The sequence below is a fragment of the Robertkochia aurantiaca genome (genome assembly GCF_020166495.1).
GTDB classification, from domain to species: Bacteria; Bacteroidota; Bacteroidia; order Flavobacteriales; family Flavobacteriaceae; genus Robertkochia; species Robertkochia aurantiaca.
Window position 1 is genome coordinate 59773 of sequence record NZ_JAINZS010000001.1, and the last position, 24825, is coordinate 84597.

The following is a 24825-nucleotide window of genomic DNA, read 5'->3' on the forward strand; positions in this document are numbered from 1 at the left end:
TCACATGATGACATCACACGAAATAGATTATACAATCTACGGAGAAGAAATGCAGTTCGTTGAAATAGAGCTGGATCCTCAGGAGGCTGTAGTGGCTGAATCGGGTACCTTCCTGATGATGGATACGGGTATAAAAATGGATACCATCTTCGGAGACGGGTCCAACCAGGATAAGGGGGTACTCGGGAAACTCTTTTCTGCCGGTAAACGCTTGCTTACCGGTGAGAGTTTATTCATGACCGCATTTCTTAACCAGGACAATGGTAAGCGAAAGATCAGTTTTGCCTCGCCTTACCCGGGAAAGATCATTCCTTTAGATCTCTCAAAATACGGCGGCAAGATTATCTGCCAGAAAGATGCATTTCTTTGTGCAGCCAAGGGTGTTACTGTAGGCATTGAATTTTCCCGGAAACTCGGCCGCGGATTTTTCGGAGGGGAAGGTTTTATCATGCAAAAACTGGAGGGTGATGGAATGGCTTTCGTGCATGCAGGAGGAACTCTGGCGCGCAGAGAGCTAGCCGAAGGCGAGGTGCTGCGGGTAGATACCGGATGTATCGTTGGGTTTACGCAACATATCGATTATGACATCGAATTTGTGGGCGGGATAAGAAATACTGTTTTTGGGGGTGAAGGCATATTTTTTGCCACCCTGCGAGGTCCCGGAGTGGTATATATACAGTCCTTGCCTTTTAGCCGTCTGGCAGAAAGGATTTTTGCCTCCATTCCCAGCAAAGGCGGAAAGCAAAGGGGAGAGGGTAGTGTGTTAGGCGGATTGGGAGACCTGCTTGACGGTGATAACCGGTTTTAATGAGTCAACCGGTTGCATGCCTGGTCTTTGGTGGTGGATGCCACTGGTGTACTGAAGCGGTCTTCCAAAATGTCAAAGGTGTAATCAGCGTGATTCAGGGCTATGTTTCCCAGACGAGAAATCCCGATCATTACAGCGAGGCGGCCATGGTTTTTTTCAACAGGGAGCAGGTGTCCATGTCAGCTCTGATACTCATTCACTTATATTCCCATAGCAGTACTGCCCATCATAAATTGCGGGACAGGTACAGGTCTCAGGTAGTCTGTTTTGATCCTGAGGCGCAGAGGCAGGTAGAAATGTATCTGAAAAAGGCATCTGCCGAATATATGAAGAGTGTCATCACTATTCCGACCATCTTCCATCGATTCCGCCCCTCTGATGAGCAACTTCAGGGATATTATAAAAAGGATCCGGAGAAACCCTTCTGCCGTCGCTATATCAGTCCGAAATTACATGTGCTCAAAGAAAAATTCCCCGGGCTGATCGCTTAATAGGTCTTTTTGATATGATAAAGGATGGGTTCCATTTCCTTTTTTACAGGTATGCTTGAGCCCATATAGTGATTATTCATAAAGCTGAATATCAGTGTTTTTCCGCTATCGGTCAACAGGTATCCGCTCAGGCAGTAATTATTGCTCAGGGTTCCTGTTTTCGCATATACATAAGGCGCGCCATCACCTTTAAAATAATTCTTCAGTGTACCTGAAACGCCTCCTGCTGGAAACAATTGCAGCAAGCGTTCTTTTCCGTAGCATTTGTAAAGTTTGAACAGCACATGAACCAGTGCCTCGGGGGTTATCAGGTTATAGCGCGACAGGCCTGAGCCATCGACCCATCTGGGCTTTTGTGACAGATCAGATAGGGGCCCTTCAAGTATGTAATCCCTGGTCTTTGCTCCGCTGAGTGTGTCAGAAAGCATACCGGAAGCCTGGATAAGCAATTGTTCAGCAATAAAATTATCGCTTACCATCATCATTCTTTTATAGACCGAGTCTGCCTTGATCCCATAAAGTGTTCGCCATTCATCGGTTGTGGTATGTTTCATTTTCAGATGAACCTCACGCTGCAGAGCCTTTGAAAGTATATTTTTAACAGCAGTACTGTCTGTTATATAGGGTATCTCAAGGGTATCTCCGGCTTTGGCATTCAGATAAAAGATGTTCTGATGCCTGTCTCTTTGAAAACCTGAAGGATTAGCAGTGTTACGGTAGGTAAAATTCCTGGGAGATATCCAGCCCTCTCCCTGATCATCCAGTCCGCCGAGAACGATATTTCCGTGAAGAGGTAAGGCACTGCGCTCCGGAGAATAGTAGGCATCGAAATCACCCCATGACCAACCCGGTCCGAGGGGATTTTCGTCAAAATTGTTCCATACCAATGCCACCGGGTCAAAATTTCTCACAAATTCGAAGGGTGTCTTAAGCTCGAAATACGGATGTAACAGGGTAGGGTCTCCTGTGCCCCTGAGCAACAGGGTATCATTAATGTACTGATATTGAAGAGCAGGAAGCTTTTCGGGCAGCAGTTCCATGGCTGAGAAAAGTGTCAGTATCTTGGTATTGCTTGCAGGGGTGAAATACTTATCAGCGTTATGACTGTAGACGGTATCACCGGTCTCCGGATCGAAGACGAAAAATCCGGTGAACTGGTTTTTAAAAAATGGAGATGAAACCTGACGGTCGACCTCCTCCTTTAGTTTTTTATGCGGTTTAACACCGCAAGAGACAATAAATAAAAAGACCGAAAGCAGGAATAAGAGGTATTTGTTTAACATGATAATCGGAGGCTGGTTTTATAATACAGCCACTAAAATAAGTAAACCCGAAAAGCTGAAGAAATAAAATAGTTTGACAAATATGCAATAAATTCATGCTATTATGAGTTTTTGTTAAAAGATCATCAATTTTAAATTTTATGATTCCTGATTTGGCAAAAAATTAAAATTATTTATAAATTTAGACGTCGAATTTCGAAAGAGTTTTGACAATTTTATCCTAACCAAATTAATACAGTTATGCCCAGAGCTATGTATGAGTATACCAAAACGGTTCTTCAAAAAGTCAGTTTTGACGTGAAGCTCTTCAGAGTGGAATTGGAGAAGGCCATGAAAAGGTTATTGCCTCATGAGCTTGACGAATTAAGGATCTGGCTCACACAGTTTATTCAGGGTAAACCTGAACTTACTCAATGTTTAACGTATTTAAACCCATAATGAAAAAGCCCCTGAAAAGGGGCTTTTGATTTTTTAAGACTTCTTACTCTTACGAAACTCTTTTTATTTTCCGAGCGGACTGACGATCTTCACGTTGTGAAAGGCGATTGCCCCGCGTATCACCCCTGCGATGGTGTCTTTCAGGGCTTCGGTGATATGCATTTTTAATTCGCTTTTATGATAGATAATACTCACCTCTCTGGCTGGATTGGGCTCCTCAAAATATTTCAGATTCTTTTTCTGATCCTCACAAAGATCCAGGGTGTGAAGAAAGGGGAGTAAGGTCATTCCGAGGCCTTCATCGGCCAGTTTCAGCATGGTCTCAAAACTTCCGCTTTCGAGATTAAAACGTCTGCCCGCCATATCCCGATTCGCATTGCAAAGATTGATCACCCCGTCACGGAAACAATGCCCGTCTTCCAGTAAAAGAATATCGTCGAGGTCCAGGTCAGGAACGCTGATCTTATTCATATCTCTTAACCTGTGATCTGCGGGGATGTAGGCGACAAATGGCTCATAATACAAAACCTTTTCCCTGATGTTGTCTTTTTCAAGAGGAGTGGCTGCAATGGCGGCATCCAGGTGACCGTCTTCCAGCTTTTCAATGAGGGTTTCAGTGTTTTCTTCTTCCACCTTAAGATGGATCTTAGGGTACTTTTTGATAAAATTTTTCAAAAAGAGGGGTAACAGGGTAGGCATGATGGTTGGAATAACACCCAGACGGTATTCTCCGCCGATGTAGCCTTTCTCCTGGTCTACGATATCCTTAATACGAAATGATTCGTTTACGATATTTCGGGCCTGTTCAACTATTTTATGTCCTACCTCAGTAAGTTGAATGGGTTTTTTACTGCGATCAAATATCAGAATGTCAAGTTCATCTTCCAGCTTCTGAATTTGCATGCTAAGGGTTGGCTGGGTCACAAAACTCTTTTCTGCCGCCAGGGTGAAATTTTTGTACTCGGCAACAGCCAGAACATATTGCAATTGGGTAATGGTCATATACAGCTTACTTTTTCGGTCATCAAAATTAATAAAACTATCAGTATTTCTTATAGTAATATAAATTATTAATCAAATGAATCTATTGGATTGATAATCAGTAAATTGGGTGGTTAACTTGAAGATCTTCTTCTTTTCTCAGCCATCTCAGATACCTCAAATATAAGCTATGCCCAGGATAGCGATATGATTTACACATTTCTGCAGGCGAAAATTGCTTTTGCCTTATATTTAAACCCGTAAATTCTGAACACCTGAATTCATGCTATACTTTACCATTGAAATCCTGGGTACCATTGCCTTCACCTTATCCGGAGTATTGGCCGCCATGCATAAGAAGCTGGACCCCTTCGGAATCTTTATCATCGGTTTTGTGACCGCGCTGGGAGGGGGTACCCTGAGGGATCTCATACTGGGGGTGCAACCTGTATTCTGGCTGGTCGATCTCAGTTATATGTATGTGATCGTAATCTCGGTCCTTTTGGGTATGGTCTTCAGAAATCAGTTAAGATACCTGCGTAGTTCACTTTTTCTGTTCGACACGCTGGGAATAGGATTGTTCACCATGGTAGGACTTGAAAAAGGACTTGCCGCCGGCCTTGAACCGATCATGTGTGTGGCGATAGGTACTATTACGGCCTCCTTTGGAGGAGTGATCAGGGATATTTTGTGTAACGAGATACCCATCATTTTCAGAAAGGAGATCTACGCCACTGCCTGTATAGTGGGTGGAGTTAGTTATTTTTTACTGAAACTTACCCCCTTGAGGGAAGAATGGGTTTTTGCGATCCCGATTGTGATCGTTATCCTGATCAGGTTACTTGCCGTGAAATACCGCCTTTCGCTTCCTACTATTTACAAATCGGAAAAATAAACCGGTCAATCCAATATTTGAACCGAATCTATAATCACGTTCTTCATGGGCCATTCACCGTCGTCTGTAGGAACCTGGTTGATTTTATCAACTATGTCCATTCCTGATACCACCTTGCCGAAAGCTGTGTATTTTCCATCCAGATGATAGGCGCCCGGGTCTGAAACCACGATAAAGAATTCGTAGGGTGAGGCCAGTTTGTGCGGATTGTTCACATTATCACTGCTGGGCATTGATATGGTTCCCCGGTCATGCCTGTACCCCTTTTTAGTATCGGGAGGTAACAGGTAACTGCCTATATCCATACGCTTTTCTGCCGTAGACCTGAGGTCGGTATTTCCGCCCTGAATGATAAAATCAGGAACCACACGGTGAAAATAGGTATTGTCGAAATAGTTCTTTTTGGTCAGATAAATAAAATTGGAACGGTGATACGGGGTTTCGTCATAGAGCTGTATGACAAAGTCTCCAAGAGAGGTATGCACCTTTACCCGGTTCTCCTTATGTTTTTTTTGATATTCGAAGAAAAAGGGAATGGCGTTTTCGTCGGTCAGCTTAAAAGCTTCCTCCTCTTTTTTCGCCTCAGCTTCTTTCGCCTGTTTAATAGAATCTTCTTTTTTTGCAAGGGCCTGTGCTTCTTTTTCTTTTTTAGAAATCTTATTTTTGGAAGCGCTGTCATTGCAGGAAACAGTGAAAATCACTGCGAGCATAAGCAGGAAAATACAGATGATTCGATTCATGAAAATAGATGCTTTTTTCGAGTTGGTTCCAAAAATAAAAAATCTGCCCTTGCCCGGCCAGGATTCTCATTATAAAATGACTCCCTCTGAGCGCGTAGAAGCCCTTAAAAACAATCAGTACGCTATTGAAAAGGCCAGGAGAGCAGCTGTCTTAAGTCTTTTTTATCCTGACAACAACAAAGACACCCATCTGCTGCTCATCCTGAGAAAGACCTACAGGGGAGTTCACTCTAACCAGGTTGGCTTCCCCGGAGGCAAGGTAGAGCCTCAGGATAAGGACCTCAGGCAAACAGCCCTGCGGGAAACCGAGGAAGAGATCGGCGTACCCGAAAAAGTGGTCACGGTATTTAAAGAACTTTCAGACGTCTATATTCCTCCGAGTAACTTTATGGTCACCCCTTTTATGGGGTTTACTTCAGAGACACCACGGTTCATCAAACAGGAAGAAGAGGTGGAACAGATCATAGAAGTGCCTTTCCAGGCGATATTGCAGGAGAATAACCTGGCACACGCCACCCTGAACACTTCTTATGCCACCAATGTGAAAGTACCCTCTTTCAAATTAAATAACTACACCGTTTGGGGAGCGACAGCCATGATGCTCAATGAGGTCAGGGACCTGTTTCATAAAGTTTTGTAAAGCTTTTTATATACTACGCTGAAGGCTTATCTTGCAAGGGAATCAGATTTTTCACATAAATTTCAAAATTCATGATTATAAAGAAAGCTGTGCTGGCGGGACTGGCGTGTTTCCCATTGCTGACATGGGCACAAAAAAAGCCATTGACACCAAAAGATTTTGACAACTGGAGACGTATTGAAAACCGAACGATTTCATCAGACGGAAATTATCTGATGTATGAGTATAGTCCGGGTATGGGAGATGGTGACCTGATTATTTCTGATCTGAGTACCATGCGTACCGATACCGTGCGAAGGGGGCAAAAGGCCGGTTTTAGCGGGACTAACCGTTTTGCGGTGTTCAGTATAGGGGTTCCCCTGCAAACAAGGCGGATCGAGGAAACCTCAGGGGTATCTGCCAAAAAAAGACAGATGGATTCGTTAGGAATATATCTGTTTAGCAGCAGGGAGATCAGGAAGATACCCGATGTCACATCTTTTAAAATGCCTGAAAAGGGAACTGACTGGCTGGCTTATAAGACAGTGGTCGACGCAAAAGAGGGAGATAAAGGTAAAGAACAGACACCGGAAGATGAAAAGGCCGTAGATTCGGCTTCCTCTGCACAAAGTGCAGACACGCTTCTGGTGGCTTATAATCCCGTTACTCTTGACAGCGTGGCTTTCGAGAATATCGAAGACTATAAATGGGCAGGAGCAGCTGATGTTTTACTGATGTCTTCCAAAGAGAAGGATTCTGCTTATGAAGGCGCTCTTTTAATTCGTTTTGATGCCACTGAAAATAAAATTGACACCCTTTACCGGAGCGAGGGACAAATGAAACATCCTGTTATCACTGAAGATGGTGAGAAAGTGGCATTTATGTTCTCCAAAGACACAACGAAAATAAAGACGTATCACTTGTATAGTGTTATCGACGACCAGGTAAGGGAGATTCCGGTTGAAAAAACCGAGAGGAAGCCTGGGCTATGGACGCTGTCTGAACACCGGTCTCCGTTCTTTTCAGAGAATGGGAAACGCCTCTTTTTCGGAACCGCCTATCCTCAGCAAGAACCTGAAAAGGATACCTTACTAAATGTTGAAAGAGAAAAACTCGATATCTGGTCCTGGACCGACAAGCGGTTACAGCCGCAGCAAAAACTTAGTGTTAAGCAAGACCAGAATCGTTCATTCCTCGCCGTGTACCATCTGGATCAGGGTCGTTCGGTACAGTTGTCAGACAGTATTTTACCGGAGGTGCGAATACTCGATAAGGGTGACGGATCCTTTATTATCGGTACTTCTTCTGAAGCATATGAGAAAGCTCAGTCGTGGAGTGGTCTTTGGATTCATGATTTTTATCTTATCGACTTGCTGAGTGGTGAGCGCAGGCTCCTGATGGAAGGGCAAGGTGATATTTCGGTCGGCCCGGCACAGCGGTACGGGGTGTACTATGATCGCAATGACAGTATCTACTACAGCATTTCTCTGAAAAATCTAAAACGTACAGCACTTACAGAAACCATAGAAACCCCGTTTTATGATGAATTAAATGACAGGCCTATGGAGCCCAGGCCTTACGGTGTGATGGGATGGGCACAGGATGACGACTACATTTTCGTTTACGACCGGTATGATATCTGGCGACTGGATCCGGAAGGGAAAAGAGCCCCAAGGCGGGTGACCACCGACGGCAGGGAAACGAAGACCGAATACAGGTATATCAAACTCGATGACGAGCAACGCTTTATCAATACCAGGGAAGAGGTGCTTTTAAGGGTATTTGAAGAAAAATCAAAGCGTTCCGGACTGGCATGGGCTGATTTGCGAAGATCCGGTGACCTTACTAGACATTTAACAGATGATCACGGTATTTATTCCGTTTCCAAAGCTTCAGATGCCGATGTGCTGGTTTATCAAAAGCAAAGCTTTGCCGATTTTCCCGATATCTTTATCAGTGACATGGATTTTGAAAAGCGCATGCAGGTTTCCAACGGCGGCAGTCAGCTTGGTGAATTCAAATGGGGAGATGTACAGTTGGTACAATGGCAATCCTATGACGGTGACAGTCTTCAGGGACTTTTGTATACCCCTGAAAAAATGGTTCCCGGTAAGAAGTATCCCATGGTTACTTATTTCTATGAACGATCTTCAGACGGACTACACCGTTTTGTTCATCCAAGTCCGAGCAGGTCAACTGTAAACCGTAGCTTTTATGTGAGCAATGATTACATACTATTTGTTCCTGACATCGTTTATCGTGAGGGGAAACCCGGCCAGAGTGCTTACGATTGTATCGTAAGCGGGGTAGAAGAGATGGTAGCGGCTCATGACTTCATCGACGGGTCAAAGGTGGCTTTGCAGGGCCAGAGCTGGGGCGGATATCAGACTGCATATCTGATCACCCGGACCGATCGTTTTGCGGCAGCCATGGCAGGAGCTCCTGTAAGCAATATGACGAGTGCCTATGGGGGTATACGATGGGGATCAGGACTCAGCCGTATGTTCCAGTACGAAAAGACCCAAAGCAGACTGGGGGCTACCTTATGGGAAGATCCTGATGTCTATCTGGAGAATTCACCGCTTTTTTATGCCGATAAGATCGAGACGCCTTTACTGATGATGCACAATGACAATGATGGCGCTGTTCCCTGGTACCAGGGAATCGAATTCTTTGTTGCTCTCAGAAGACTGGATAAACCGGTATGGATGCTTACCTATAACGATGAGCCACACAATCTGAAAGGGAGCAGCTGGGGCAACCGTAAAGATCTCTCTATACGGATGAAACAGTTCTTTGATCATTTTCTCAAAGATGAGGCAGCGGCAGAATGGATTGAGAAGGGCCGCCCCGCGGTTGAAAAAGGAGTCAATCGTGCTTACTGATTAACAAGGCTGCCAGCAGGCAGCCTTTTTTATTACCGCTATTGGTGACAGGTATGTATTTGTCTTACCGCAACTTGAATCACATATGGCGTATAAACCGTCTCAAAAGCTTGGTTTTTCGGCCATATCGGCGATATTTTCTTATTTTTACATGCTGTTAATCCTTAAGTACAAAATGGGCATTTTTAAACGAAATCCTTTCGGGCATATACTGCTGTTCAAAAAATGGCTGATACGAACCGCCGGTTTGCTGACCCACCGTCGTTATCGGGGTTTTAATGAATTGCAGATAGAGGGTTCGGAAGTGATCAAGAACCTGCCCGACAGAGGTGTTCTTTTCGTTTCGAATCATCAAACCTATTTTGCCGATGTGGTGGCGATGTACCATGTTTTTAACGCCAGCCTGAGTCACAGGATCGATAGTATTAAAAACGTGGGATACCTGTGGAATCCTAAACTGAATATCTATTATGTGGCTGCCAAGGAAACGATGAAGGCAGGCCTGCTTCCGAAGATCATGGCTTATGCCGGTGCCATTACCGTTGAAAGAACATGGAGGGCGAAGGGCGAAGACGTGAAGAGGGAAGTAAACCCGAATGATACTGAAAACATCGGTATTGCGCTGGAAGACGGTTGGGTAATCACTTTTCCGCAGGGAACCACAAAACCATGGAAGCCCATTCGCAAGGGAACGGCTCATATCATTAAAGAGTACCGTCCGATAGTGGTTCCGGTTGTGATCGACGGATTCAGACGATCTTTTGACCGCAAGGGCCTTCGTATCAAAAAGAAGGGGATACTGCAGTCTATGGTGATCAAAGAACCACTTGAGATCGATTATGAGAATGAGTCGATCGAAGAGATTGTAGAGCAGATCGAATACGCCATAGAGCAACATCCTTCTTTTCTGAAAGTGTTACCTGAAGAGGCCATCTCAGAGATCGAAGAACTCAATGAAAGAAGGCGTTTCAGCTATAAGGAAAAGGAGGATCGTCGCTACTGAAAGGCTCCTTTCACCATTACTTCAAAATTTTTTCATGTCGGTTAAAGATCGAGATCTTCAAGTTCCCGGTAATTCTTATGTAGTCTTTTCAACAATATTCCATAGATCAATCTGTAAAATAACCAGATAAGTACTGAGAAGAACAACAGGGTCAAAACAATGGAAAGGATCAGTACCATGTAAAAGTTCAGACTTTCATTTCCGTTTAAATCGAAGAATGTTGGGTCGTACTTGAAGAGCAGCAGGTATAAGATTCCGCTGAAGAGGAAGAAAAAGATCAGGTTGAACCATACATATTGCTTCACTGTTTTTCGTGTTTTAATAATGCTGTTCATAAGACCTTTGACATTGTCGGTGGTGTTTATTCGGTTGTAGTTCTTGTAAAAGGAATAGATGAAATACAATATGACCGGATAGAATATGGCGTACATACTCCAGAGAAAGATATCAGAATTAGGGAAATCAAATTGCGGCCTGAAACCGGTCAGGGTGGCAACCAGGTCGAGCGAGATCCAGAACACGAACTCGATCAGACTGATGTAAAATATCCATTTTACGATCGAGGAGGATCTTTTCCAAAGCATTTTGTAGATCTCCTCATAGGAAAGCTTCGGGAGGTCTTCTCCCTTTTTTTGCCATTCCTTTTTAAATAGTTCTAGTTCATCCATCTTAAGGATTTATTATAGCTTTTAATTTTGTTTTTATTCGGTTCATCTTCACCCTTGCATTCACTTCTGTAATACCCAGGGTGTCGGCGACCTCCTTGTAACTTTTATCTTCGAGATACAGAAAAACCAAAGCCTTTTCGATATCGTTGAGTTCTTTGATGGCTCGGTACATGAGGTTGAGTTGTTTGTCTTGCGTATCATCGTAGGGATCAGATTTGATCCTGAACATGACCGAATCAAAATCCTGTGTCTTTACCTGCCTTTTTGATTTGCGGTACAGCGTAATCGCTGTATTAAGTGCTACCCGGTACATCCACGTACTGAACTTTGAATCTCCCCTGAAATTCGGATAAGCCTTCCAGAGCTGAATGGTGATTTCCTGAAACAGGTCATTGTGAGACTCCTGATCATGGGTATAGAGCCGGCAAATCTTATGTACTATATTCTGGTTTTTCTCAAGACTTGTGACGAAACTATGTTCCAGCTCTTTTTTCAACAGTGATTTTTGATTTTACAGATAAGTAGCTAAAATATCATTTATGTTACAGCTTTGGGAGGATATTTTTTCATGTTGGCTTTTAAAAGGGTTTCTGAAGTTGTAAATTTGAGACAGAACCGATTCTATGAATATACCCAAATCCAGTTTACCCCGAGTGATCATTATTGGTGGTGGCTTTGCCGGAATTTCCCTGGCAAAGAAATTAGCCCGCCAGAAGGCCCAGGTGATCATGTTAGACAAACATAACTATCATACCTTTCAGCCATTGCTTTATCAGGTCTCAACAGGTGGCCTTGAACCTGACTCCATTGCATATCCCATACGAAAGATACTTTCGAACTATTCCAATTTCTTTTTCAGACTTGCGGAAGTGAATGAGATCGATACCGAAAATCAACAGGTGATCAGCGATATCGGAAATCTTGAATATGATTATCTCGTACTGGCCACAGGATCTGTCACCAATTATTTCGGTAATAAAGAGGCTGAAGAGCATAGCATGGGAATGAAGACTATTCCTGAGGCTCTTGATCTCAGAAGTCTAATTCTTGAAAATTTTGAGCAGGCTTTGCTCGAAGACAGCAAGCAGAGACGGGATGCCCTTATGAATTTTGTGATCGTTGGAGCAGGGCCCACCGGTGTTGAGCTGGCCGGTGCTTTGGCGGAGATCAAAAAGGGGATCCTGCCACATGATTATCCTGACCTTGAGGTAAAGAACGTTCAGATCAACCTTTTACAGGCGACACCCCGGGTACTGGATGCCATGAGTGAGCATGCTTCCCGGAAGGCTGAGGCCTTTTTGACCGACCTTGGAGTCAACGTATTTGTCAATACTCCGGTGACATCATACGACGGAGAGATTGTGAAAACGAACTCTTCACTCACTTTCAGATCGGCTACGGTGATCTGGGCGGCAGGAGTAAAGGGTGCCACGGTAAAGGGACTGGATGCCGATGATTTTATCACCCGAATGAACCGGATCAAAGTCAACGAATACAATCTGGTCAAAGGGTTCGAAAATATTTTTGCGGTAGGAGATATAGCCTCCATGGAAACCGAAGATTTTCCTCAGGGTCATCCAATGATGGCTCAGCCCGCGATACAGCAGGGGCGTCACCTTGGAGATAATTTCGAAAGATTGTTATCAGGAAAAGCCATGGAGCCCTTTAAATACAACGATAAAGGCTCTATGGCCACCATTGGTCGGAACAAGGCTGTGGTTGATTTTAATCGCTATAAATTTCATGGAATGCTGGCCTGGTTCCTCTGGATGTTCGTACACTTATTTTTCCTGATCGGATTCAGGAACAGGCTGGTAGTCTTTGTGAATTGGGTGTATAACTACATACGTTTCGATAAGGAAGCCCGCCTGATTATCAGGCCCTACAGAAAGAACCGTGATCTAAAGATCTGAGCGTAATTTCTGGTTGAATTTCATTTGAGCGACTTCACGGCCTTCTGTCATAGCTCCGGTTACCAGGGCATACTGGGCTCCGGCATAGGTGATCATAATGACTGCAGTACCCCAGGAAAAACTCATATAGAAGAGGTCGAAGGCCAGAATGGAATCAGAGATCATAAAGAGAATTCCTCCTGATAGTGCTGTCACAAAACTATCATTTGATACATTTCCCTGTCGCATAAATAGTGTAATGACCAATGAGATCAGTACACCCATATAAATGACGATATAAGGCAACATTTCACCTGTGTGATCAGCTATTAAATTGTAAAAGATAATGGCATAAAGCATCAGTAATCCGAAAATGGGAAAAAATGCCTTTGTTTTAAAATGATCCTTTTTGAAAAAGAAGATCGTATAAAACACATGTGCAATCAAAAAGGAGAGAAGCCCTGATATGAAGAAACCTGATCCCTTTTCTAAATTGTATAAAAGCATATCTCCGGCAAGAGAGAAAATAAGAGCCAATACGACCAATATACCTTTGCCATTGCCTACTGTTTTCCGATTTACCAGAAAATAGATAAGCAGGGAGCCCGCAACCATGGGTTTGGAAAACCTTCTGATTTCATTCAGGTTTTCATGATAAGCAGCAAAAGACTCAATGGCGACGATCAGAATAAAGATCAGAGGGAAATATTTATTTATTTTCATATGGTATGATTGGCTTGCGGGCTAAACTAATAATATTTTTCATTAATGCAAACCACAAAACTCATAGCTGAAAGCTATACTTTTTTAAACGGCATTATTTTGAACCAGGTAAGACAACGCCATACATATTCAAAAGGACCGTAATAAAAATGTTCGAGCCACCACCGGCTCCACCACATCTGCAGAAATATCACCGCAAGGGCGATCAGAATCATCAGGCTGTTGCGTATGCTTCCTATGTAACCTAGACCCCATCCGTAAAGAATAAAGGTGCCTATGATGGTCTGCAGGAGATAATTGGTCAGGGCCATTCTTCCGTAGGGTGCAAAATAACCCAGAAAGCGTTTCCCTCGCGATTTATTCCATCCCAGGGTAAATAATCCAAGAATTATAAGTGTAAGGAAAAGGTTAGCCAAGTCATAAAAGGTGAGTCCCAGCATAGCCACCCATGATCTGAGATCAGCCTGCTCTCCCAGAAGCGAGAACATAACCCCTGTCATAACTAGTGAGAGAAGTAAGCCGCCGGAGGTGATTAACCAAAACTTCTTTTTTGGTACCAGCCCCTCTTCAACAGCATTAAAAAGATCTTTTCGTCCAAGCAAAAGCCCGATGAGAAAAAAGCCGTAGGTAAGAAATCCACGATAGAATATATTGAACTGAAATTCCAGTTTGAGAAGATGTCCTTCGGTGGCATTCGTCTTGAATACATCGGTAAGGCTTCCTTTGGAGAGGGTATTATAATAATCTGAAATCATTTCCTGATCCGGATCGATCACCGGCATTCCAAAGATAGTATCACCTCCTGTGAGGGCATAGACTGCATAGCGGAAAGTGCCGGCAAAAATAAGTGCGATCAGAATAATCAGGGTTTTGTCTGAGGCTCTGAATACAGGGATCAGTAAAAAGCCAAGCAGCGCATAGATCGTAAGTATATCACCCCTGTAGAACAGGTGATGCATAAGTCCGAATCCCAGCAGCAGCAAAAGTCTCCAGGCAAAACGGGCAGCATAAGACTCATCACGGCGTTCTGCATTCTTCATCTGAATGAAGAAGCTCAAGCCAAATAGCAGGGAGAACAGTGCAAAAAACTTCCCTCTCAAAAAAAATCCCGACAAGCCTTCAATGATTTGGTCAATGAGGGCAGGGTTGACTTGTTGATTGAAAAAGTCGGGTGCGGGACCAGCTATGTAATTTTCCAGCATATGAACGATTACGATCCCCGCCAGAGCGAAACCACGAAGTGCATCGATGCAGGCTACCCTCTTTTTTTGTATAACAGGCATTATTGGTTGGTTATCAGATATGTAGCTAAGATATGCGTTTCCTGGTAACAGTATCTATTTATCTCTAAAAACAATTGCATTGGTCGCGACTCCTAATACCTGCTTATAACAAGTTAGCCATGTCTGCAACACTGCCGATGGTGCTTACCGGTACAGCCTGTAGATCACAGCCTGGTAGGGAGACAATACGAATACAGGAGCCTTGATTTGTTTTTTCGCTTCATCATTACTGATTAGCAGATCACCACGGGTAAATGAAAGTTCTTTGCTGAGATCGATTGTTGACGACTTTTCAAAAAAGCTCAATAATACCAGTATTTTTTCATCGCCCAGGGTTCGCGTGTAGGCATAGATCTCTTCGTTATCAGGATCAAGCAGCCGGTAGGAGCCGTAAGTAAGCACCGGATTGTTTTTCCGCAATTTTACCATACTCCTGAAATAATTAAGAACCGAATGACTGTCTTTTTCCTGACTTTGAACATTGATTCCTTGGAGATAATTCTGATTGACCCTGATCCAGGGCTCACCACTGGTAAACCCGGCATGTTTTTGGGCATTCCATTGCATAGGAGTTCGCACATTGTCCCGGCTGGCCTCTTTTTCATTTTCAATAAAGGCCTCCAGATCATCACAGTTATGGGCTGCGATCTGGTAGGCAGTCAGCGTATTGATATCGCGATAATCTTCAATGGAATCGAACCGGGCATTGGTCATACCGATCTCTTCACCCTGGTAGAAGTAGGGGGTACCCCGCATGCTCAAAAGAAACGTCTGCAGCATGGTGGCAGAATGGTACCAGTGTTCCGGAGAATCATTACCCCACCGGCTTACGCTTCGCGGAAAATCATGATTGTTCAAAAAGAGACTACCCCATCCCTTTTCAGAAAAAACCTCATCCCATCGGGTGAAGATCTCTTTGAATTCTGTGAGTTTCCAATTGTCTTCGCGCATTTGAAATACCTTGCCGGGCGCCCGGTCAAGGGCGAGAAGATCAAAATGGAAGAACATATTGAGCTCGTTACGATGCTCATCGACAAAGTCCAGAGCATTTTCGATCTTAACTCCTGGCGCCTCTCCGACGGTCATGACATCATATTTGGAAAGAACCTCGCGGTTCATTTCCTGCAGATATTCATGCAGCCTTGGTCCATTGGCATAATATGCGATGAAATCCCCCTCGTATTCTTCAGGCAACTCAGGATATTCCGGATCTTTTGATATGAAGGGAATCACATCCATGCGGAACCCGTCGATACCTTTTTGAAACCAGAAGTGCATCATATCGTAGATCGCCCTTCGAAGTTCAGGGTTCTCCCATTTAAGGTCCGGTTGTTTTACCGAAAAGTAGTGCAGGTAATACGCATCTGTCTGTTCATCGTATTGCCAGGCATTGCCTTCAAGATCGAAATAACTCCAGCGTTTAGGGGGTTTTCCTTTTTCGGCCGGCCACCAATGATAGAAATCTCGGTAAGGGTTATCGCGTGATTTACGGGATTCCCGGAACCATTCGTGTTCGTCACTGCTGTGATTTACCACCAGATCTAAAATTACTTTTAGCCCGCGTTCATGTATCCCCTCCAGCAATGCGTCAAAATCATCCATAGTGCCGAATTCTTCCATAATGGCACGGTAATCACTGATATCGTAACCGTTATCATCGTTGGGAGATTTAAAAATCGGATTGAGCCAGATCACGTCTACTTCCAGGCTTTTGAGGTAATCCAGTTTTTCGATGATCCCTTTAAGATCGCCGATACCATCTGCGTTGCTGTCTTTAAAGCTTCTGGGGTAGATTTGGTATACCACAGCCTCTTTCCACCATTTTCTGTCGTTGATGTCGTGCATAAGTTTAAAGAAATAGGATAATTACTCGTCAAATACGTTTTTATACGAGTTCCCTTCCATCTCAAAGAACTTTCCATCAACAAAACGATAGCCTTCATTCATTTCTGAAATTTTCAGCATGTCTTCGTTGCTGAGGTTGATGTTCTGACTCTCCAGATTTTCTTTGATATGCTTTTTACTGGTAGACTTGGGAATTACGATATTCCCTCGGTTCACATGCCAGCTCAGCAGAATCTGCCCGGCCGTACAGTCGTGTTTATCTGCCAGTTCAGTTATTGCAGGGTGTTCTAAAAGGCTGGGTTCATCATCTTTTTTCATTTCCTGCTGCCGATCGGTCGATCCCAGAGGTGAGTACCCGGTTACTGCTATATGGTTGGAGGTACAAAAATCCAGCAATTCATTTTGCTGAAGGAAGGGGTGCAGTTCCACCTGATTCATCTCCGGCGGAATATTGGCTTCGTCCAGGAGGGACTTAAGTTTTTTAACACTGAAGTTGGAGACTCCGATGGTTTTGCTGAGCCCCTGTTCAACGGCCTCTTCCATCATGCTCCACGTTTCTGATATCGGCACCTGAGAAAGTGGGAGAAACTGGTCGGGACTCTCAGGAAATCCGACATCTTTTTTGAAAGCTACCGGCCAGTGTATGAGATAGAGGTCCAGGTAGTCCAGCTGAAGATCCTTTAAAGTCTTTTTAAGGGCCGGTAATACATCACCCTTCTGATGCGAATCGTTCCAAAGCTTTGAGGTGATCCACAGTTCATCTCTTTTCACCAGCTTATCTTTCATCGCTTTTTGAAGGGCTTCTCCGATTTCTCCTTCGTTTCCGTATATGGCAGCACAATCGATATGGCGGTACCCGCATTTGATCGCCTCAAGTACAGCATCACCTACTTTTCCGGGATCAGATTTCCAGGTTCCCAGTCCTATGGCAGGAACTTCATTCCTGCTTCTCAATTGTACAGTTTTCATGATTTTTTGAATTTTATGGTTCTTCCTTGAAGTTAATGATTTTTCAAGGATCGGCAAAAGGCAATCAGCCGTCTTTTCTGGGGTGAAAATTCATAATGCTGCGAGCCAGGTCAGAACGGTTCAAATGTACATATACCTCGGTAGTGGTAATGTTCTCATGGCCCATCATCTGCTGAATAGCGCGAAGATCTGCTCCTCCGGTCAAAAGGTGAGTGGCAAATGAATGGCGCAGGGTGTGGGGAGAGATCTTTTTTTTGACGCCTGCCTTTTCTGCAAGATTCCTGACAATGGTAAAAATCATGGCCCTGGTGAGTTGTCTGCCTCTGCGATTCAGAAATACGTAATCTTCATGCCCTTTTGCAATGTTGAGATGTACCCTGACCTCATAGCTGTAGGTGTTAATATATTTTTGGGCGACCCTTGTAATGGGCACAAATCGCTGTTTGCTGCCTTTTCCGCTAACCCTGATGAATCCTTCCTCGAAAAAAAGATCAGAGAATCTGAGCCCCGTAAGTTCAGAGACCCTTAGTCCGCAACTGTACAAAGTCTCGATCATGGCCCGGTTTCGCTCACCCTCCGGTGTCGAAAGGTCAATAGCCGCGATCATCTTATCGATTTCTTCTTCTGCCAGTACCTGTGGTAATTTGCGGCCCGTTTTAGGTGATTCGAGCAAGCTGGTCGGATCATCTTCCCGGTATCCTTCAAAAATGAGATATCCGAAAAACCCCCTGAGACCCGATAACACCCTGGCGCGAGAGTTTGCACTCAGGTGATCTGAGGCATCATAGATGAAATGCTGCAGATTTTCGGAACTTATCTTTTCGGGTTTGGTATGAATTTCTTTGGTCTCAAGAAAGGTGATAAGTTTTTCAAGATCCCTGCGGTAGCTTGCGATCGAATTTTCTGCAAGTCCGCGCTCGATACGAAGGTAATGCATATAATCTGTAAGGGCATCAGACCATTTCATATGATAAATGTATATAAAAGCTTGTTAGCTTCTCACATTTACCATAATTTTCTTCTCACGAATAGGAAGCTCACAAATTCACTTTAACATTTTCATGAAATTAATAATTATAAACGGTCCCAATCTGAACCTGCTGGGTAAAAGAGAACCTGAGATTTACGGCAGCCTTGGCTTCGATGAGGTGCTCGCCCGTCTCAGAGAAACGCATCCCGACACGGAAATCGAATATTACCAGTCGAATGTCGAGGGGGAGATTATCAACAAGTTGCATGAGACAGGTTTCAGTTATGATGGAATCATTTTAAATGCCGGAGCTTATACACATACTTCCATCGGTATAGGCGATGCGGTTAAGGGAATCGATACACCCGTTATAGAAGTGCATATTTCCAATACTTTCGGCAGAGAATCATTCAGGCATCAGTCATTTATCAGTGCCCATGCCAAAGGGGTTATCCTGGGCTTCGGAATACAAAGCTATGAGCTGGCCATCAGGGCTTTCAAAGATGCGGGATAAAAGAAGATTTCTTAACTGGAGTTCGGGAAAAGACAGCCTGCTGGCCTTACATGAGCTAAGGGTTTCTCAGGGTTTCGGGGTTGATCAGCTGGTTACAGTTCTTGCAGGCCATTCCCAGCGGGTATCCATGCATGGAGTGCCCAGGGAACTTGTGACCCGGCAACTCCAAGCAGTCAACCTGCCCTTTCGGTTTATTGAAATCCCGGTTGCGGCCGATCTTACCACATATAACAGGATCATGGAGGAGGAGTTTCGTTCGCTGAAAAGTGAAGGATTCGAACAAGCCGTATTCGGAGACATCTTTCTTGAAGATCTCAGAAGGTTCAGAGAAGATCAGTTAGAGAGGGTAGGGTTAGAAGCTGTTTTTCCACTCTGGAAACGAGATACAAAGGCCTTGTTGTCTTCTTTTATAGACCTTGGATATAAGGCGATCACGGTCGCGGTAAATGCCAGGATACTGGGTGCAGAATTTTGCGGGAGAATACTCGATCATGAATTTTTAAAGGATCTGCCCGAGGGTATTGATCCATGCGGTGAAAACGGCGAATTTCACACCTTTGTCTATGACGGTCCGATTTTCTCTGAACCGGTTCAGGTGCATAAAGGGAATGTTTTCAAACGAGACCTGGCAGGTGATGACAATACTTCCTGGGACACTTCTTTCTGGTACTGTGAGGTGTACTAATGCGGAATGATTTGGTAGGTTCAATTCTCCGTAATCGGAAGAAAAAAAACCATCCCGAAGGATGGTTTTCATGAAAGTATTTTTAGAAATCATTTACAGGTGAATAACCTCATCATAGGCATCTGCCACGGCTTCCATCACCGCCTCACTCATGGTAGGGTGGGGGTGAACCGCCTTCAATACCTCATGACCGGTGGTTTCCAGTTTTCTGGCTACCACGGCCTCTGCGATCATATCGGTAACTCCGGCTCCTATCATGTGGCATCCGAGCCATTCGCCATATTTCGCATCGAAGATCACTTTTACGAATCCATCAGAGCTTCCTGAAGCTTTGGCCTTTCCGCTGGCAGAGAAGGGGAATTTGCCTACCTTGATGTCATAGCCCGCCTCTTTCGCTGCTTTTTCGGTATATCCTACTGAAGCTACTTCAGGGATGCAATAGGTACAACCGGGAATGTTGTTGTAATCGATCGGGTCAACATGCATACCGGCGATTTTTTCCACACACAGTATACCTTCAGCAGAAGCTACGTGAGCAAGAGCTTGCCCGGGAGTAACATCACCGATGGCGTAATAACCGGGAATATTGGTTTCATAATAATCGTTTACTACGATCTTGTCTTTTTCGACAGTAATACCAACCTCTTCGAGTCCGATATTCTCTATATTGGTTTTAATCCCCACGGCAGACAGTACCACGTCGGCCTCGAGTACCTCTTCTCCCTTTTTGGTTTTAACGGTGGCTTTTACCCCGTCTCCTGAGGTATCCACCTTGGTCACCTCAGCAGAGGTCATGATCTTAACACCGGCCTTTTTAAAGGTGCGTTCCAGTTGCTTTGAAACATCCTCGTCTTCAACAGGCACGATATTAGGCATAAATTCAACCACGGTTACTTCTGTTCCCATGGCATTATAGAAATAGGCAAACTCGATACCAATGGCACCGCTTCCCACCACGATCATCTTTTTGGGTTGCTTGGGCAGGGTCATTGCCTTTCTGTAACCGATCACTTTTTCACCATCCTGTGGCAGACTCGGCAGTTCGCGGGAACGGGCTCCTGTTGCAATAATTATATGATCAGCACTGTACTCGGTGGTTTTACCGTTTTTATCTTCAACAGATACTTTTTTACCCGGCTTCAGTTTTCCGAAACCTTCAAGTACGTCTATTTTATTCTTTTTCATCAGGAACTGAACACCTTTGCTCATTCCTTCAGCCACTCCACGACTTCGTTTTACGACCTTATCAAAATCTTTGTCAAATTCCTTAACGGTTAGTCCGTAATCATCGGCATGTTTCAGGTATTCGAAAACCTGTGCAGACTTCAGCAGTGCCTTTGTAGGTATACATCCCCAGTTCAGGCAAACTCCTCCGAGACTTTCCTTTTCGATTACGGCTGTTTTGAAGCCTAACTGAGATGCGCGAATCGCTGTTACATAACCACCTGGACCACTCCCCAGAACGATAACATCGTATTTACTCATATCGTAGAATTTTAGTTTCTTTTTTAGCGGCTACGAAGTTACGCAATAACTTTGGAAAGCATAAATTTTTTTATACCCGCAAGTACGGGTATAAGCGGTGAGACTCATGTATTCTGACGGTCTTCCCTTCAGAATGTGACAGATGAATTTTTGATAAGCACAGATCGCAGCAGGTGCATCTTATTGGTCTTCTCCTTTCTCGAAATCGAGACTCAGAGAGTTCACACAATACCTGCGGCCTGTTTCGGTAGGTCCGTCATCAAAAACATGTCCGAGATGACTGCCGCAATTAGCACACAGAATTTCAGTTCTTATCATTCCGTGTGAGTTGTCCCTAACATATTCTACCGTGCCTTCGATGCTCTGGTCAAAGGAAGGCCAGCCACAGCCGCTCTCAAATTTTTGATCTGCCGTAAAAAGTGTGGTTCCACAGGCTTTACAGGAATAGGAACCATCTTCGAAGTGCATGTTGTATTGGCCGGTAAAGGGCCTTTCGGTGCCTTTTTTCCTGAGAACATAATAAGAATCCGGATCGAGTTTTTCTTTCCACTGTTCTTCACTCAAGGCATAAGGGTATTTCGATTCTTTCATTTCTGATCGGGTATAAAGTCAAGGGCGGCTCCATTTATGCAATGTCTCTTACCGGTGGTTTCAGGAGGCCCGTCGTTAAACACATGACCCAGGTGGCCACCGCAGCGGGCGCAATGTTCTTCGGTTCGGGTCATTCCGATTTTGTTATCTGTTGAATAGGCGACGTTACCTTCTATGGTTCTGTCGAATGAAGGCCATCCGGTACCCGAATCGAACTTATGTTCACTTTTGAAAAGCGGATTGCCGCATCCTGCACACACATAGGTTCCTTTTTCCTTTTTGTTTAACAGATCACTGGTGCCGGCTCTTTCAGTACCTTCCTCGCGAAGTACGTAATACTCCAAATCGGTAAGCTTTTCTTTCCATTCTTCTTCGCTCATACTAACAGGATAATTTTCGTTGCTTTTATCGGCTACGTAATTGGTTTTGTTTTGGGCCTTAGAGTTTTCATTACAGCCCACTACAACCAGAAGTAAGAGCATGAATGCCAGATTTTTCATAAAATGCAGTTTTTAGTTAAAGTTACAAGCATTCAGTCGTAATTCACGTTAAAGAATTTCAAAAAAATACCCGAAACCAGCGTTTCGGGTATTTATTGGTGATAATGGAGGTTTGAAAATTAGTCCACTTGAATTGTTTTGATATCCTGTGCCAGGTTCAAAATATTATTGATATCACTAGTGTCAACCCCCTGCAGCAGATCTGCCGGGATTATGGCTACCCTGAATACAACGCCGTCTGTGAATATCGGGTCAAGGGTAGACAGATCGATATTTCCATCCATAAAAAACTGGATATCGGCAAAGGTGTGATCAAATCCATACAGCAATATACCGTCATTATCAAAGAACAGAGTTTGCGGTAAGGGTTCCCAGATATCAACACCATTATCGACGTCATTCAGGATGTATGCCAATACCACATCAGACTCGAATACCTCTATTTCAGAAGGAAATTCGAAAATGGCGGCATAATTATTCGCAGCGTTAAAATCTACCTGGTACTCGAATACGGAACCCAAGAGAGCATCTCCAGGAGGTCCTTCAGGTCCGATTGGTCCCGGAGGTCCGGGGTCTCCTTCACATGATAGAAACAAAAGGGCTGTAAGGCTTAGTAGTGATAAAACTTTTTTCATAAGAGTCATTTTTAATGATTTCTGATAATTATGCAATTACTTTGCCAGAATTTTCAGAATCATTTAAAAAAATAATGAAAACTATGATAAATACCCACTTAAACAGTTGATTTTAAATATTTTACAACTAATTCTGATTTAAAGTCACCTCCGGGCTTCCACCGCTTAATTCAGGCATCAGCACCCATAATTCTCTGCTTGAGCCCTCTGTAAGGTCCATGAATTCTCCAAGATCGCGGTCGAAACTACCTTCTCCATGCATGGCATCGTATTTCTGTGGCCATTCAGGATTATCATTCCCCAGCTCTGCGAAATTATCGATAAAACCTACAAATGCGATATCGCGGCCTTCATTGGTAGAGGAGAATTGATTCGAGTACACCCCGTATGGCTGGTCTCCATAGTTCTCTTTGTTCATTTCCAGAACCTTTTTAAGAAAAGCCTGAACTTTTTCGAAATTCCCCATTCCTCTTTTGATGTCGAAAATTGAGATATCGAGTTTGTCAAGGGTCAGGGTCTCAGGCATGAGCGAGAGTTCGGGGTGAAACTTCCAGTAGGTGGCTGCAACGGCTCCCTTGGTATTGGGCATAACAGCCGTATCCCAATGCTCGTCATGTCCGTCTCCGGCAGCTGGTCGGCTATCGAACGCTTCCCATGGCAAGGCACCCATACTCCATACGACCTTACCCGCATTTTCTCCTGCCATGACACTGTAAATCCTGGCTTGGTAACTGTCATTGTGGAATTTCTTGTTATGCTCGGCCATATTCTTTTTAAAAGCGGCGAGCTTTTCAGGATTGGGGGTCAGGTACACATTTTCTACCACTACTGTGGAGCTCTGCTGTGCAAAACAGAATGATCCCAGAAGGAACAACGCAAATGCAAATGATTTCATGTTTTTGAAATTTTGGTTACTTACTTAGTTAATAACCATAAATAAAGGCAAGTAAGACCCAAAGGGTGGGATTTGAAAGCAGTTGACTAATATACGTTAAAAAATTGTTAACCAGAGGCTTAGGCGGTTTATTATTTAAGAAAGTCAATGATTTTGTCAATCACCCTTGAATCGCCCAGAATTTTGCGGTGCCCCAGTTCACTGGTAGTCATAAGTTCAGCCTGCGGCAGGTGTTTGGCTATATTCAATCCGGCACTCAGGGGAACATCTCGGTCGTCTTCATCGTGAATTACCAAAACGGGTATATCTACCGTTCTGGCGGCGATGCTGGCAGAGAGCTCATGGATGTTTACTCCTGATATTTCATTGAAACGATCGACCATCAATTCTGCAATGTCATGGTTTAAGCCTATTTTCAGGTTGAAATCCAGCACGATATCCCATACCTTATCCCCACTTCCAATGGTCACCAGTTTATCGACCCTGAGTCCCTGATTATAAGCATTTAAAAGGGTCATTCCTCCCAGGGAATGTCCTATTCCTGCCTTAAATCCGCCATATTTTTCATTGAGAAGAATGACGGTTTCAATGAATTCAAGCATTTGTGTCTGGCTGCCGGGGGCCTTTCCATGAGCCGGTGCATCAAAGCTCACCGTGCTGTATCCCTTTTCGATGAGCCGTTCGGCTATTTTCGAAAGTTGGGTTCCGCGACCGCTCCAACCGTGTACCAATAAGATACGGTCTTCGCTGCTCCCGTATTCATATACCACGAACTCCTTATCGGCAGATCGCAATTTCATACGATATTGATGGCTTTCCTGATCCATCTTCCGCTCGCGCTTCGGCATCTTGTGTTTAAAAGGAGTACCGAACAACCTGGCGGCGAACCGACTTGCCAAAACCGGAGAAATAAACTTCAGAACCTTGGCTGTAAAACTGATATAAACCGGGATCTCAATATTCTGCTGATGCTGTACCTCGGGTTTGTCGCTCATGTAAGACGTTTTGGCGCCCAAGTTACCGATTT

The 24825-nt window shown here is 44.1% G+C and carries 26 protein-coding genes; 10 read left to right on the forward strand and 16 right to left on the reverse strand.

The features are described from left to right. Positions 1 to 7: 7 nt before the first annotated feature. Both K7R10_RS00270 and K7R10_RS00275 read left to right on the forward strand, forming a co-directional pair. Positions 8 to 808 (forward strand): TIGR00266 family protein, encoded by an 801-nt coding sequence (locus K7R10_RS00270; protein ID WP_224483106.1) that lies wholly within the window; start codon positions 8 to 10, stop codon positions 806 to 808. Then, positions 808 to 1299 carry a peptide-methionine (S)-S-oxide reductase gene (locus K7R10_RS00275; RefSeq protein ID WP_224482656.1) on the forward strand — a complete coding sequence of 164 codons (492 nt, stop codon included), beginning with the start codon at positions 808 to 810 and terminating at the stop codon, positions 1297 to 1299. The genes K7R10_RS00270 and K7R10_RS00275 overlap by 1 nt, the downstream gene beginning before the upstream one ends. Here K7R10_RS00275 and K7R10_RS00280 read toward each other — a convergent pair. Next, complete coding sequence (locus K7R10_RS00280) at positions 1296 to 2582, reverse strand: D-alanyl-D-alanine carboxypeptidase/D-alanyl-D-alanine-endopeptidase (RefSeq protein WP_224482657.1); 1287 nt, start codon at positions 2580 to 2582, stop codon at positions 1296 to 1298. The two genes, K7R10_RS00275 and K7R10_RS00280, sit on opposite strands and share 4 nt — an antisense overlap. Positions 2583 to 2822: 240 nt before the next feature. Between K7R10_RS00280 and K7R10_RS00285 the strand changes: the two genes are divergently transcribed. Then, positions 2823 to 3020: a hypothetical protein gene (locus K7R10_RS00285; RefSeq protein ID WP_224482658.1), complete on the forward strand. Its 198-nt coding sequence runs from the start codon at positions 2823 to 2825 to the stop codon at positions 3018 to 3020. Between the two features lie 63 nt (positions 3021 to 3083). Here K7R10_RS00285 and K7R10_RS00290 read toward each other — a convergent pair whose 3' ends face one another. Beyond that, positions 3084 to 4022: a LysR family transcriptional regulator gene (locus K7R10_RS00290; RefSeq protein WP_224482660.1), complete on the reverse strand. Its 939-nt coding sequence runs from the start codon at positions 4020 to 4022 to the stop codon at positions 3084 to 3086. A 262-nt stretch (positions 4023 to 4284) separates the two neighbouring features. Between K7R10_RS00290 and K7R10_RS00295 the strand changes: the two genes are divergently transcribed. Next, positions 4285 to 4896: a trimeric intracellular cation channel family protein gene (locus K7R10_RS00295; RefSeq protein ID WP_224482662.1), complete on the forward strand. Its 612-nt coding sequence runs from the start codon at positions 4285 to 4287 to the stop codon at positions 4894 to 4896. Positions 4897 to 4901: 5 nt separating this feature from the next. Here K7R10_RS00295 and K7R10_RS00300 read toward each other — a convergent pair whose 3' ends face one another. Next, positions 4902 to 5636, reverse strand: a complete 735-nt coding sequence (locus tag K7R10_RS00300; protein WP_224482664.1) for a peptidylprolyl isomerase — start codon at positions 5634 to 5636, stop codon at positions 4902 to 4904. On the opposite strand from K7R10_RS00300, the gene K7R10_RS00305 reads away from it, so the two are divergent. The 3 genes from K7R10_RS00305 (at position 5635) to K7R10_RS00315 (ending at position 10143) form a co-directional block, all read left to right on the forward strand. Further along, positions 5635 to 6276, forward strand: a complete 642-nt coding sequence (locus K7R10_RS00305; protein ID WP_224482665.1) for an NUDIX hydrolase — start codon at positions 5635 to 5637, stop codon at positions 6274 to 6276. The genes K7R10_RS00300 and K7R10_RS00305 overlap by 2 nt on opposite strands. A 71-nt stretch (positions 6277 to 6347) precedes the next feature. After that, a complete protein-coding gene (locus K7R10_RS00310; RefSeq protein WP_224482666.1) occupies positions 6348 to 9140 on the forward strand; it encodes an alpha/beta hydrolase family protein in 2793 nt (930 codons plus the stop codon). A gap of 175 nt (positions 9141 to 9315) precedes the next feature. Continuing rightward, positions 9316 to 10143, forward strand: a complete 828-nt coding sequence (locus K7R10_RS00315) for a lysophospholipid acyltransferase family protein (RefSeq protein WP_224482667.1) — start codon at positions 9316 to 9318, stop codon at positions 10141 to 10143. A 41-nt stretch (positions 10144 to 10184) separates the two neighbouring features. Here K7R10_RS00315 and K7R10_RS00320 read toward each other — a convergent pair whose 3' ends face one another. Together K7R10_RS00320 and K7R10_RS00325 are read right to left on the reverse strand one after the other, a co-directional pair. Next, positions 10185 to 10811, reverse strand: a complete 627-nt coding sequence (locus K7R10_RS00320; protein ID WP_224482668.1) for a DUF8845 family protein — start codon at positions 10809 to 10811, stop codon at positions 10185 to 10187. A 1-nt stretch (position 10812) separates the two neighbouring features. Further along, on the reverse strand, positions 10813 to 11307 hold the full coding sequence (locus tag K7R10_RS00325) for an RNA polymerase sigma factor (protein ID WP_224482669.1): 495 nt from the start codon (positions 11305 to 11307) through the stop codon (positions 10813 to 10815). 127 nt (positions 11308 to 11434) lie between these two features. Here K7R10_RS00325 and K7R10_RS00330 point away from each other — a divergent pair, with 127 nt between their 5' ends. Then, a complete protein-coding gene (locus K7R10_RS00330; RefSeq protein WP_224482670.1) occupies positions 11435 to 12724 on the forward strand; it encodes an NAD(P)/FAD-dependent oxidoreductase in 1290 nt (429 codons plus the stop codon). Here the strand turns inward: K7R10_RS00330 and K7R10_RS00335 are convergent. The 5 genes from K7R10_RS00335 to xerD all read right to left on the reverse strand — a co-directional run bounded on the left by K7R10_RS00335 (position 12713) and on the right by xerD (position 18490). After that, positions 12713 to 13426, reverse strand: a complete 714-nt coding sequence (locus tag K7R10_RS00335) for a lysoplasmalogenase (protein WP_224482671.1) — start codon at positions 13424 to 13426, stop codon at positions 12713 to 12715. The two genes, K7R10_RS00330 and K7R10_RS00335, sit on opposite strands and share 12 nt — an antisense overlap. Positions 13427 to 13500: 74 nt before the next feature. Beyond that, a complete protein-coding gene (locus K7R10_RS00340; protein ID WP_224482673.1) occupies positions 13501 to 14709 on the reverse strand; it encodes a DUF418 domain-containing protein in 1209 nt (402 codons plus the stop codon). 144 nt (positions 14710 to 14853) lie between these two features. Then, positions 14854 to 16554, reverse strand: a complete 1701-nt coding sequence (locus K7R10_RS00345) for a glycoside hydrolase family 13 protein (RefSeq protein ID WP_224482675.1) — start codon at positions 16552 to 16554, stop codon at positions 14854 to 14856. Between the two features lie 21 nt (positions 16555 to 16575). After that, entirely contained in the window at positions 16576 to 17523 is a 948-nt protein-coding gene (locus K7R10_RS00350; protein ID WP_224482677.1) for an aldo/keto reductase, read from the reverse strand. 64 nt (positions 17524 to 17587) lie between these two features. Then, positions 17588 to 18490 carry a site-specific tyrosine recombinase XerD gene (gene xerD, locus K7R10_RS00355; RefSeq protein ID WP_224482679.1) on the reverse strand — a complete coding sequence of 301 codons (903 nt, stop codon included), beginning with the start codon at positions 18488 to 18490 and terminating at the stop codon, positions 17588 to 17590. A 94-nt stretch (positions 18491 to 18584) separates the two neighbouring features. On the opposite strand from xerD, the gene aroQ reads away from it, so the two are divergent. Beyond that, positions 18585 to 19007, forward strand: a complete 423-nt coding sequence (gene aroQ / locus K7R10_RS00360) for a type II 3-dehydroquinate dehydratase (RefSeq protein WP_224482680.1) — start codon at positions 18585 to 18587, stop codon at positions 19005 to 19007. Continuing rightward, positions 18970 to 19692, forward strand: a complete 723-nt coding sequence (locus K7R10_RS00365; RefSeq protein WP_224482682.1) for a Dph6-related ATP pyrophosphatase — start codon at positions 18970 to 18972, stop codon at positions 19690 to 19692. The genes aroQ and K7R10_RS00365 overlap by 38 nt, the downstream gene beginning before the upstream one ends. A gap of 93 nt (positions 19693 to 19785) precedes the next feature. Here the strand turns inward: K7R10_RS00365 and lpdA are convergent, their stop codons facing one another. The 6 genes from lpdA to K7R10_RS00395 form a co-directional block, all read right to left on the reverse strand. Next, positions 19786 to 21177 (reverse strand): dihydrolipoyl dehydrogenase, encoded by a 1392-nt coding sequence (gene lpdA, locus K7R10_RS00370; RefSeq protein WP_224482690.1) that lies wholly within the window; start codon positions 21175 to 21177, stop codon positions 19786 to 19788. A 180-nt stretch (positions 21178 to 21357) separates the two neighbouring features. Further along, complete coding sequence (gene msrB / locus K7R10_RS00375) at positions 21358 to 21768, reverse strand: peptide-methionine (R)-S-oxide reductase MsrB (protein ID WP_224482691.1); 411 nt, start codon at positions 21766 to 21768, stop codon at positions 21358 to 21360. Continuing rightward, positions 21765 to 22268 (reverse strand): peptide-methionine (R)-S-oxide reductase MsrB, encoded by a 504-nt coding sequence (gene msrB, locus K7R10_RS00380; protein WP_224482692.1) that lies wholly within the window; start codon positions 22266 to 22268, stop codon positions 21765 to 21767. Before msrB (K7R10_RS00380) ends, msrB (K7R10_RS00375) begins: the two co-directional genes overlap by 4 nt. Positions 22269 to 22387: 119 nt before the next feature. Then, positions 22388 to 22903, reverse strand: a complete 516-nt coding sequence (locus K7R10_RS00385) for a hypothetical protein (RefSeq protein ID WP_224482693.1) — start codon at positions 22901 to 22903, stop codon at positions 22388 to 22390. Between the two features lie 127 nt (positions 22904 to 23030). Continuing rightward, a complete protein-coding gene (locus tag K7R10_RS00390; protein ID WP_224482694.1) occupies positions 23031 to 23798 on the reverse strand; it encodes a hypothetical protein in 768 nt (255 codons plus the stop codon). A gap of 131 nt (positions 23799 to 23929) precedes the next feature. Further along, positions 23930 to 24793 (reverse strand): alpha/beta fold hydrolase, encoded by an 864-nt coding sequence (locus K7R10_RS00395; protein ID WP_224482695.1) that lies wholly within the window; start codon positions 24791 to 24793, stop codon positions 23930 to 23932. Positions 24794 to 24825: the final 32 nt, after the last annotated feature.

Coding starts and splice junctions, on each gene's coding strand:
- K7R10_RS00275 (WP_224482656.1), top strand. CDS start 808: ATGAGTCAACCGGTTGCATGCCTGGTCTTTGGTGGTGGATGCCACTGG.
- K7R10_RS00290 (WP_224482660.1), bottom strand. CDS start 4,022: ATGACCATTACCCAATTGCAATATGTTCTGGCTGTTGCCGAGTACAAA.
- K7R10_RS00335 (WP_224482671.1), bottom strand. CDS start 13,426: ATGAAAATAAATAAATATTTCCCTCTGATCTTTATTCTGATCGTCGCC.
- msrB (WP_224482692.1), bottom strand. CDS start 22,268: ATGAAAAATCTGGCATTCATGCTCTTACTTCTGGTTGTAGTGGGCTGT.
- K7R10_RS00345 (WP_224482675.1), bottom strand. CDS start 16,554: ATGCACGACATCAACGACAGAAAATGGTGGAAAGAGGCTGTGGTATAC.
- xerD (WP_224482679.1), bottom strand. CDS start 18,490: ATGAAATGGTCTGATGCCCTTACAGATTATATGCATTACCTTCGTATC.
- K7R10_RS00330 (WP_224482670.1), top strand. CDS start 11,435: ATGAATATACCCAAATCCAGTTTACCCCGAGTGATCATTATTGGTGGT.
- K7R10_RS00295 (WP_224482662.1), top strand. CDS start 4,285: ATGCTATACTTTACCATTGAAATCCTGGGTACCATTGCCTTCACCTTA.
- K7R10_RS00395 (WP_224482695.1), bottom strand. CDS start 24,793: ATGAGCGACAAACCCGAGGTACAGCATCAGCAGAATATTGAGATCCCG.
- K7R10_RS00305 (WP_224482665.1), top strand. CDS start 5,635: ATGAAAATAGATGCTTTTTTCGAGTTGGTTCCAAAAATAAAAAATCTG.
- K7R10_RS00350 (WP_224482677.1), bottom strand. CDS start 17,523: ATGAAAACTGTACAATTGAGAAGCAGGAATGAAGTTCCTGCCATAGGA.
- K7R10_RS00320 (WP_224482668.1), bottom strand. CDS start 10,811: ATGGATGAACTAGAACTATTTAAAAAGGAATGGCAAAAAAAGGGAGAA.
- K7R10_RS00300 (WP_224482664.1), bottom strand. CDS start 5,636: ATGAATCGAATCATCTGTATTTTCCTGCTTATGCTCGCAGTGATTTTC.
- K7R10_RS00270 (WP_224483106.1), top strand. CDS start 8: ATGACATCACACGAAATAGATTATACAATCTACGGAGAAGAAATGCAG.
- K7R10_RS00390 (WP_224482694.1), bottom strand. CDS start 23,798: ATGAAATCATTTGCATTTGCGTTGTTCCTTCTGGGATCATTCTGTTTT.
- lpdA (WP_224482690.1), bottom strand. CDS start 21,177: ATGAGTAAATACGATGTTATCGTTCTGGGGAGTGGTCCAGGTGGTTAT.
- K7R10_RS00315 (WP_224482667.1), top strand. CDS start 9,316: ATGGGCATTTTTAAACGAAATCCTTTCGGGCATATACTGCTGTTCAAA.
- K7R10_RS00385 (WP_224482693.1), bottom strand. CDS start 22,903: ATGAAAAAAGTTTTATCACTACTAAGCCTTACAGCCCTTTTGTTTCTA.
- K7R10_RS00310 (WP_224482666.1), top strand. CDS start 6,348: ATGATTATAAAGAAAGCTGTGCTGGCGGGACTGGCGTGTTTCCCATTG.
- K7R10_RS00280 (WP_224482657.1), bottom strand. CDS start 2,582: ATGTTAAACAAATACCTCTTATTCCTGCTTTCGGTCTTTTTATTTATT.
- msrB (WP_224482691.1), bottom strand. CDS start 21,768: ATGAAAGAATCGAAATACCCTTATGCCTTGAGTGAAGAACAGTGGAAA.
- K7R10_RS00285 (WP_224482658.1), top strand. CDS start 2,823: ATGCCCAGAGCTATGTATGAGTATACCAAAACGGTTCTTCAAAAAGTC.
- K7R10_RS00365 (WP_224482682.1), top strand. CDS start 18,970: ATGAGCTGGCCATCAGGGCTTTCAAAGATGCGGGATAAAAGAAGATTT.
- aroQ (WP_224482680.1), top strand. CDS start 18,585: ATGAAATTAATAATTATAAACGGTCCCAATCTGAACCTGCTGGGTAAA.
- K7R10_RS00340 (WP_224482673.1), bottom strand. CDS start 14,709: ATGCCTGTTATACAAAAAAAGAGGGTAGCCTGCATCGATGCACTTCGT.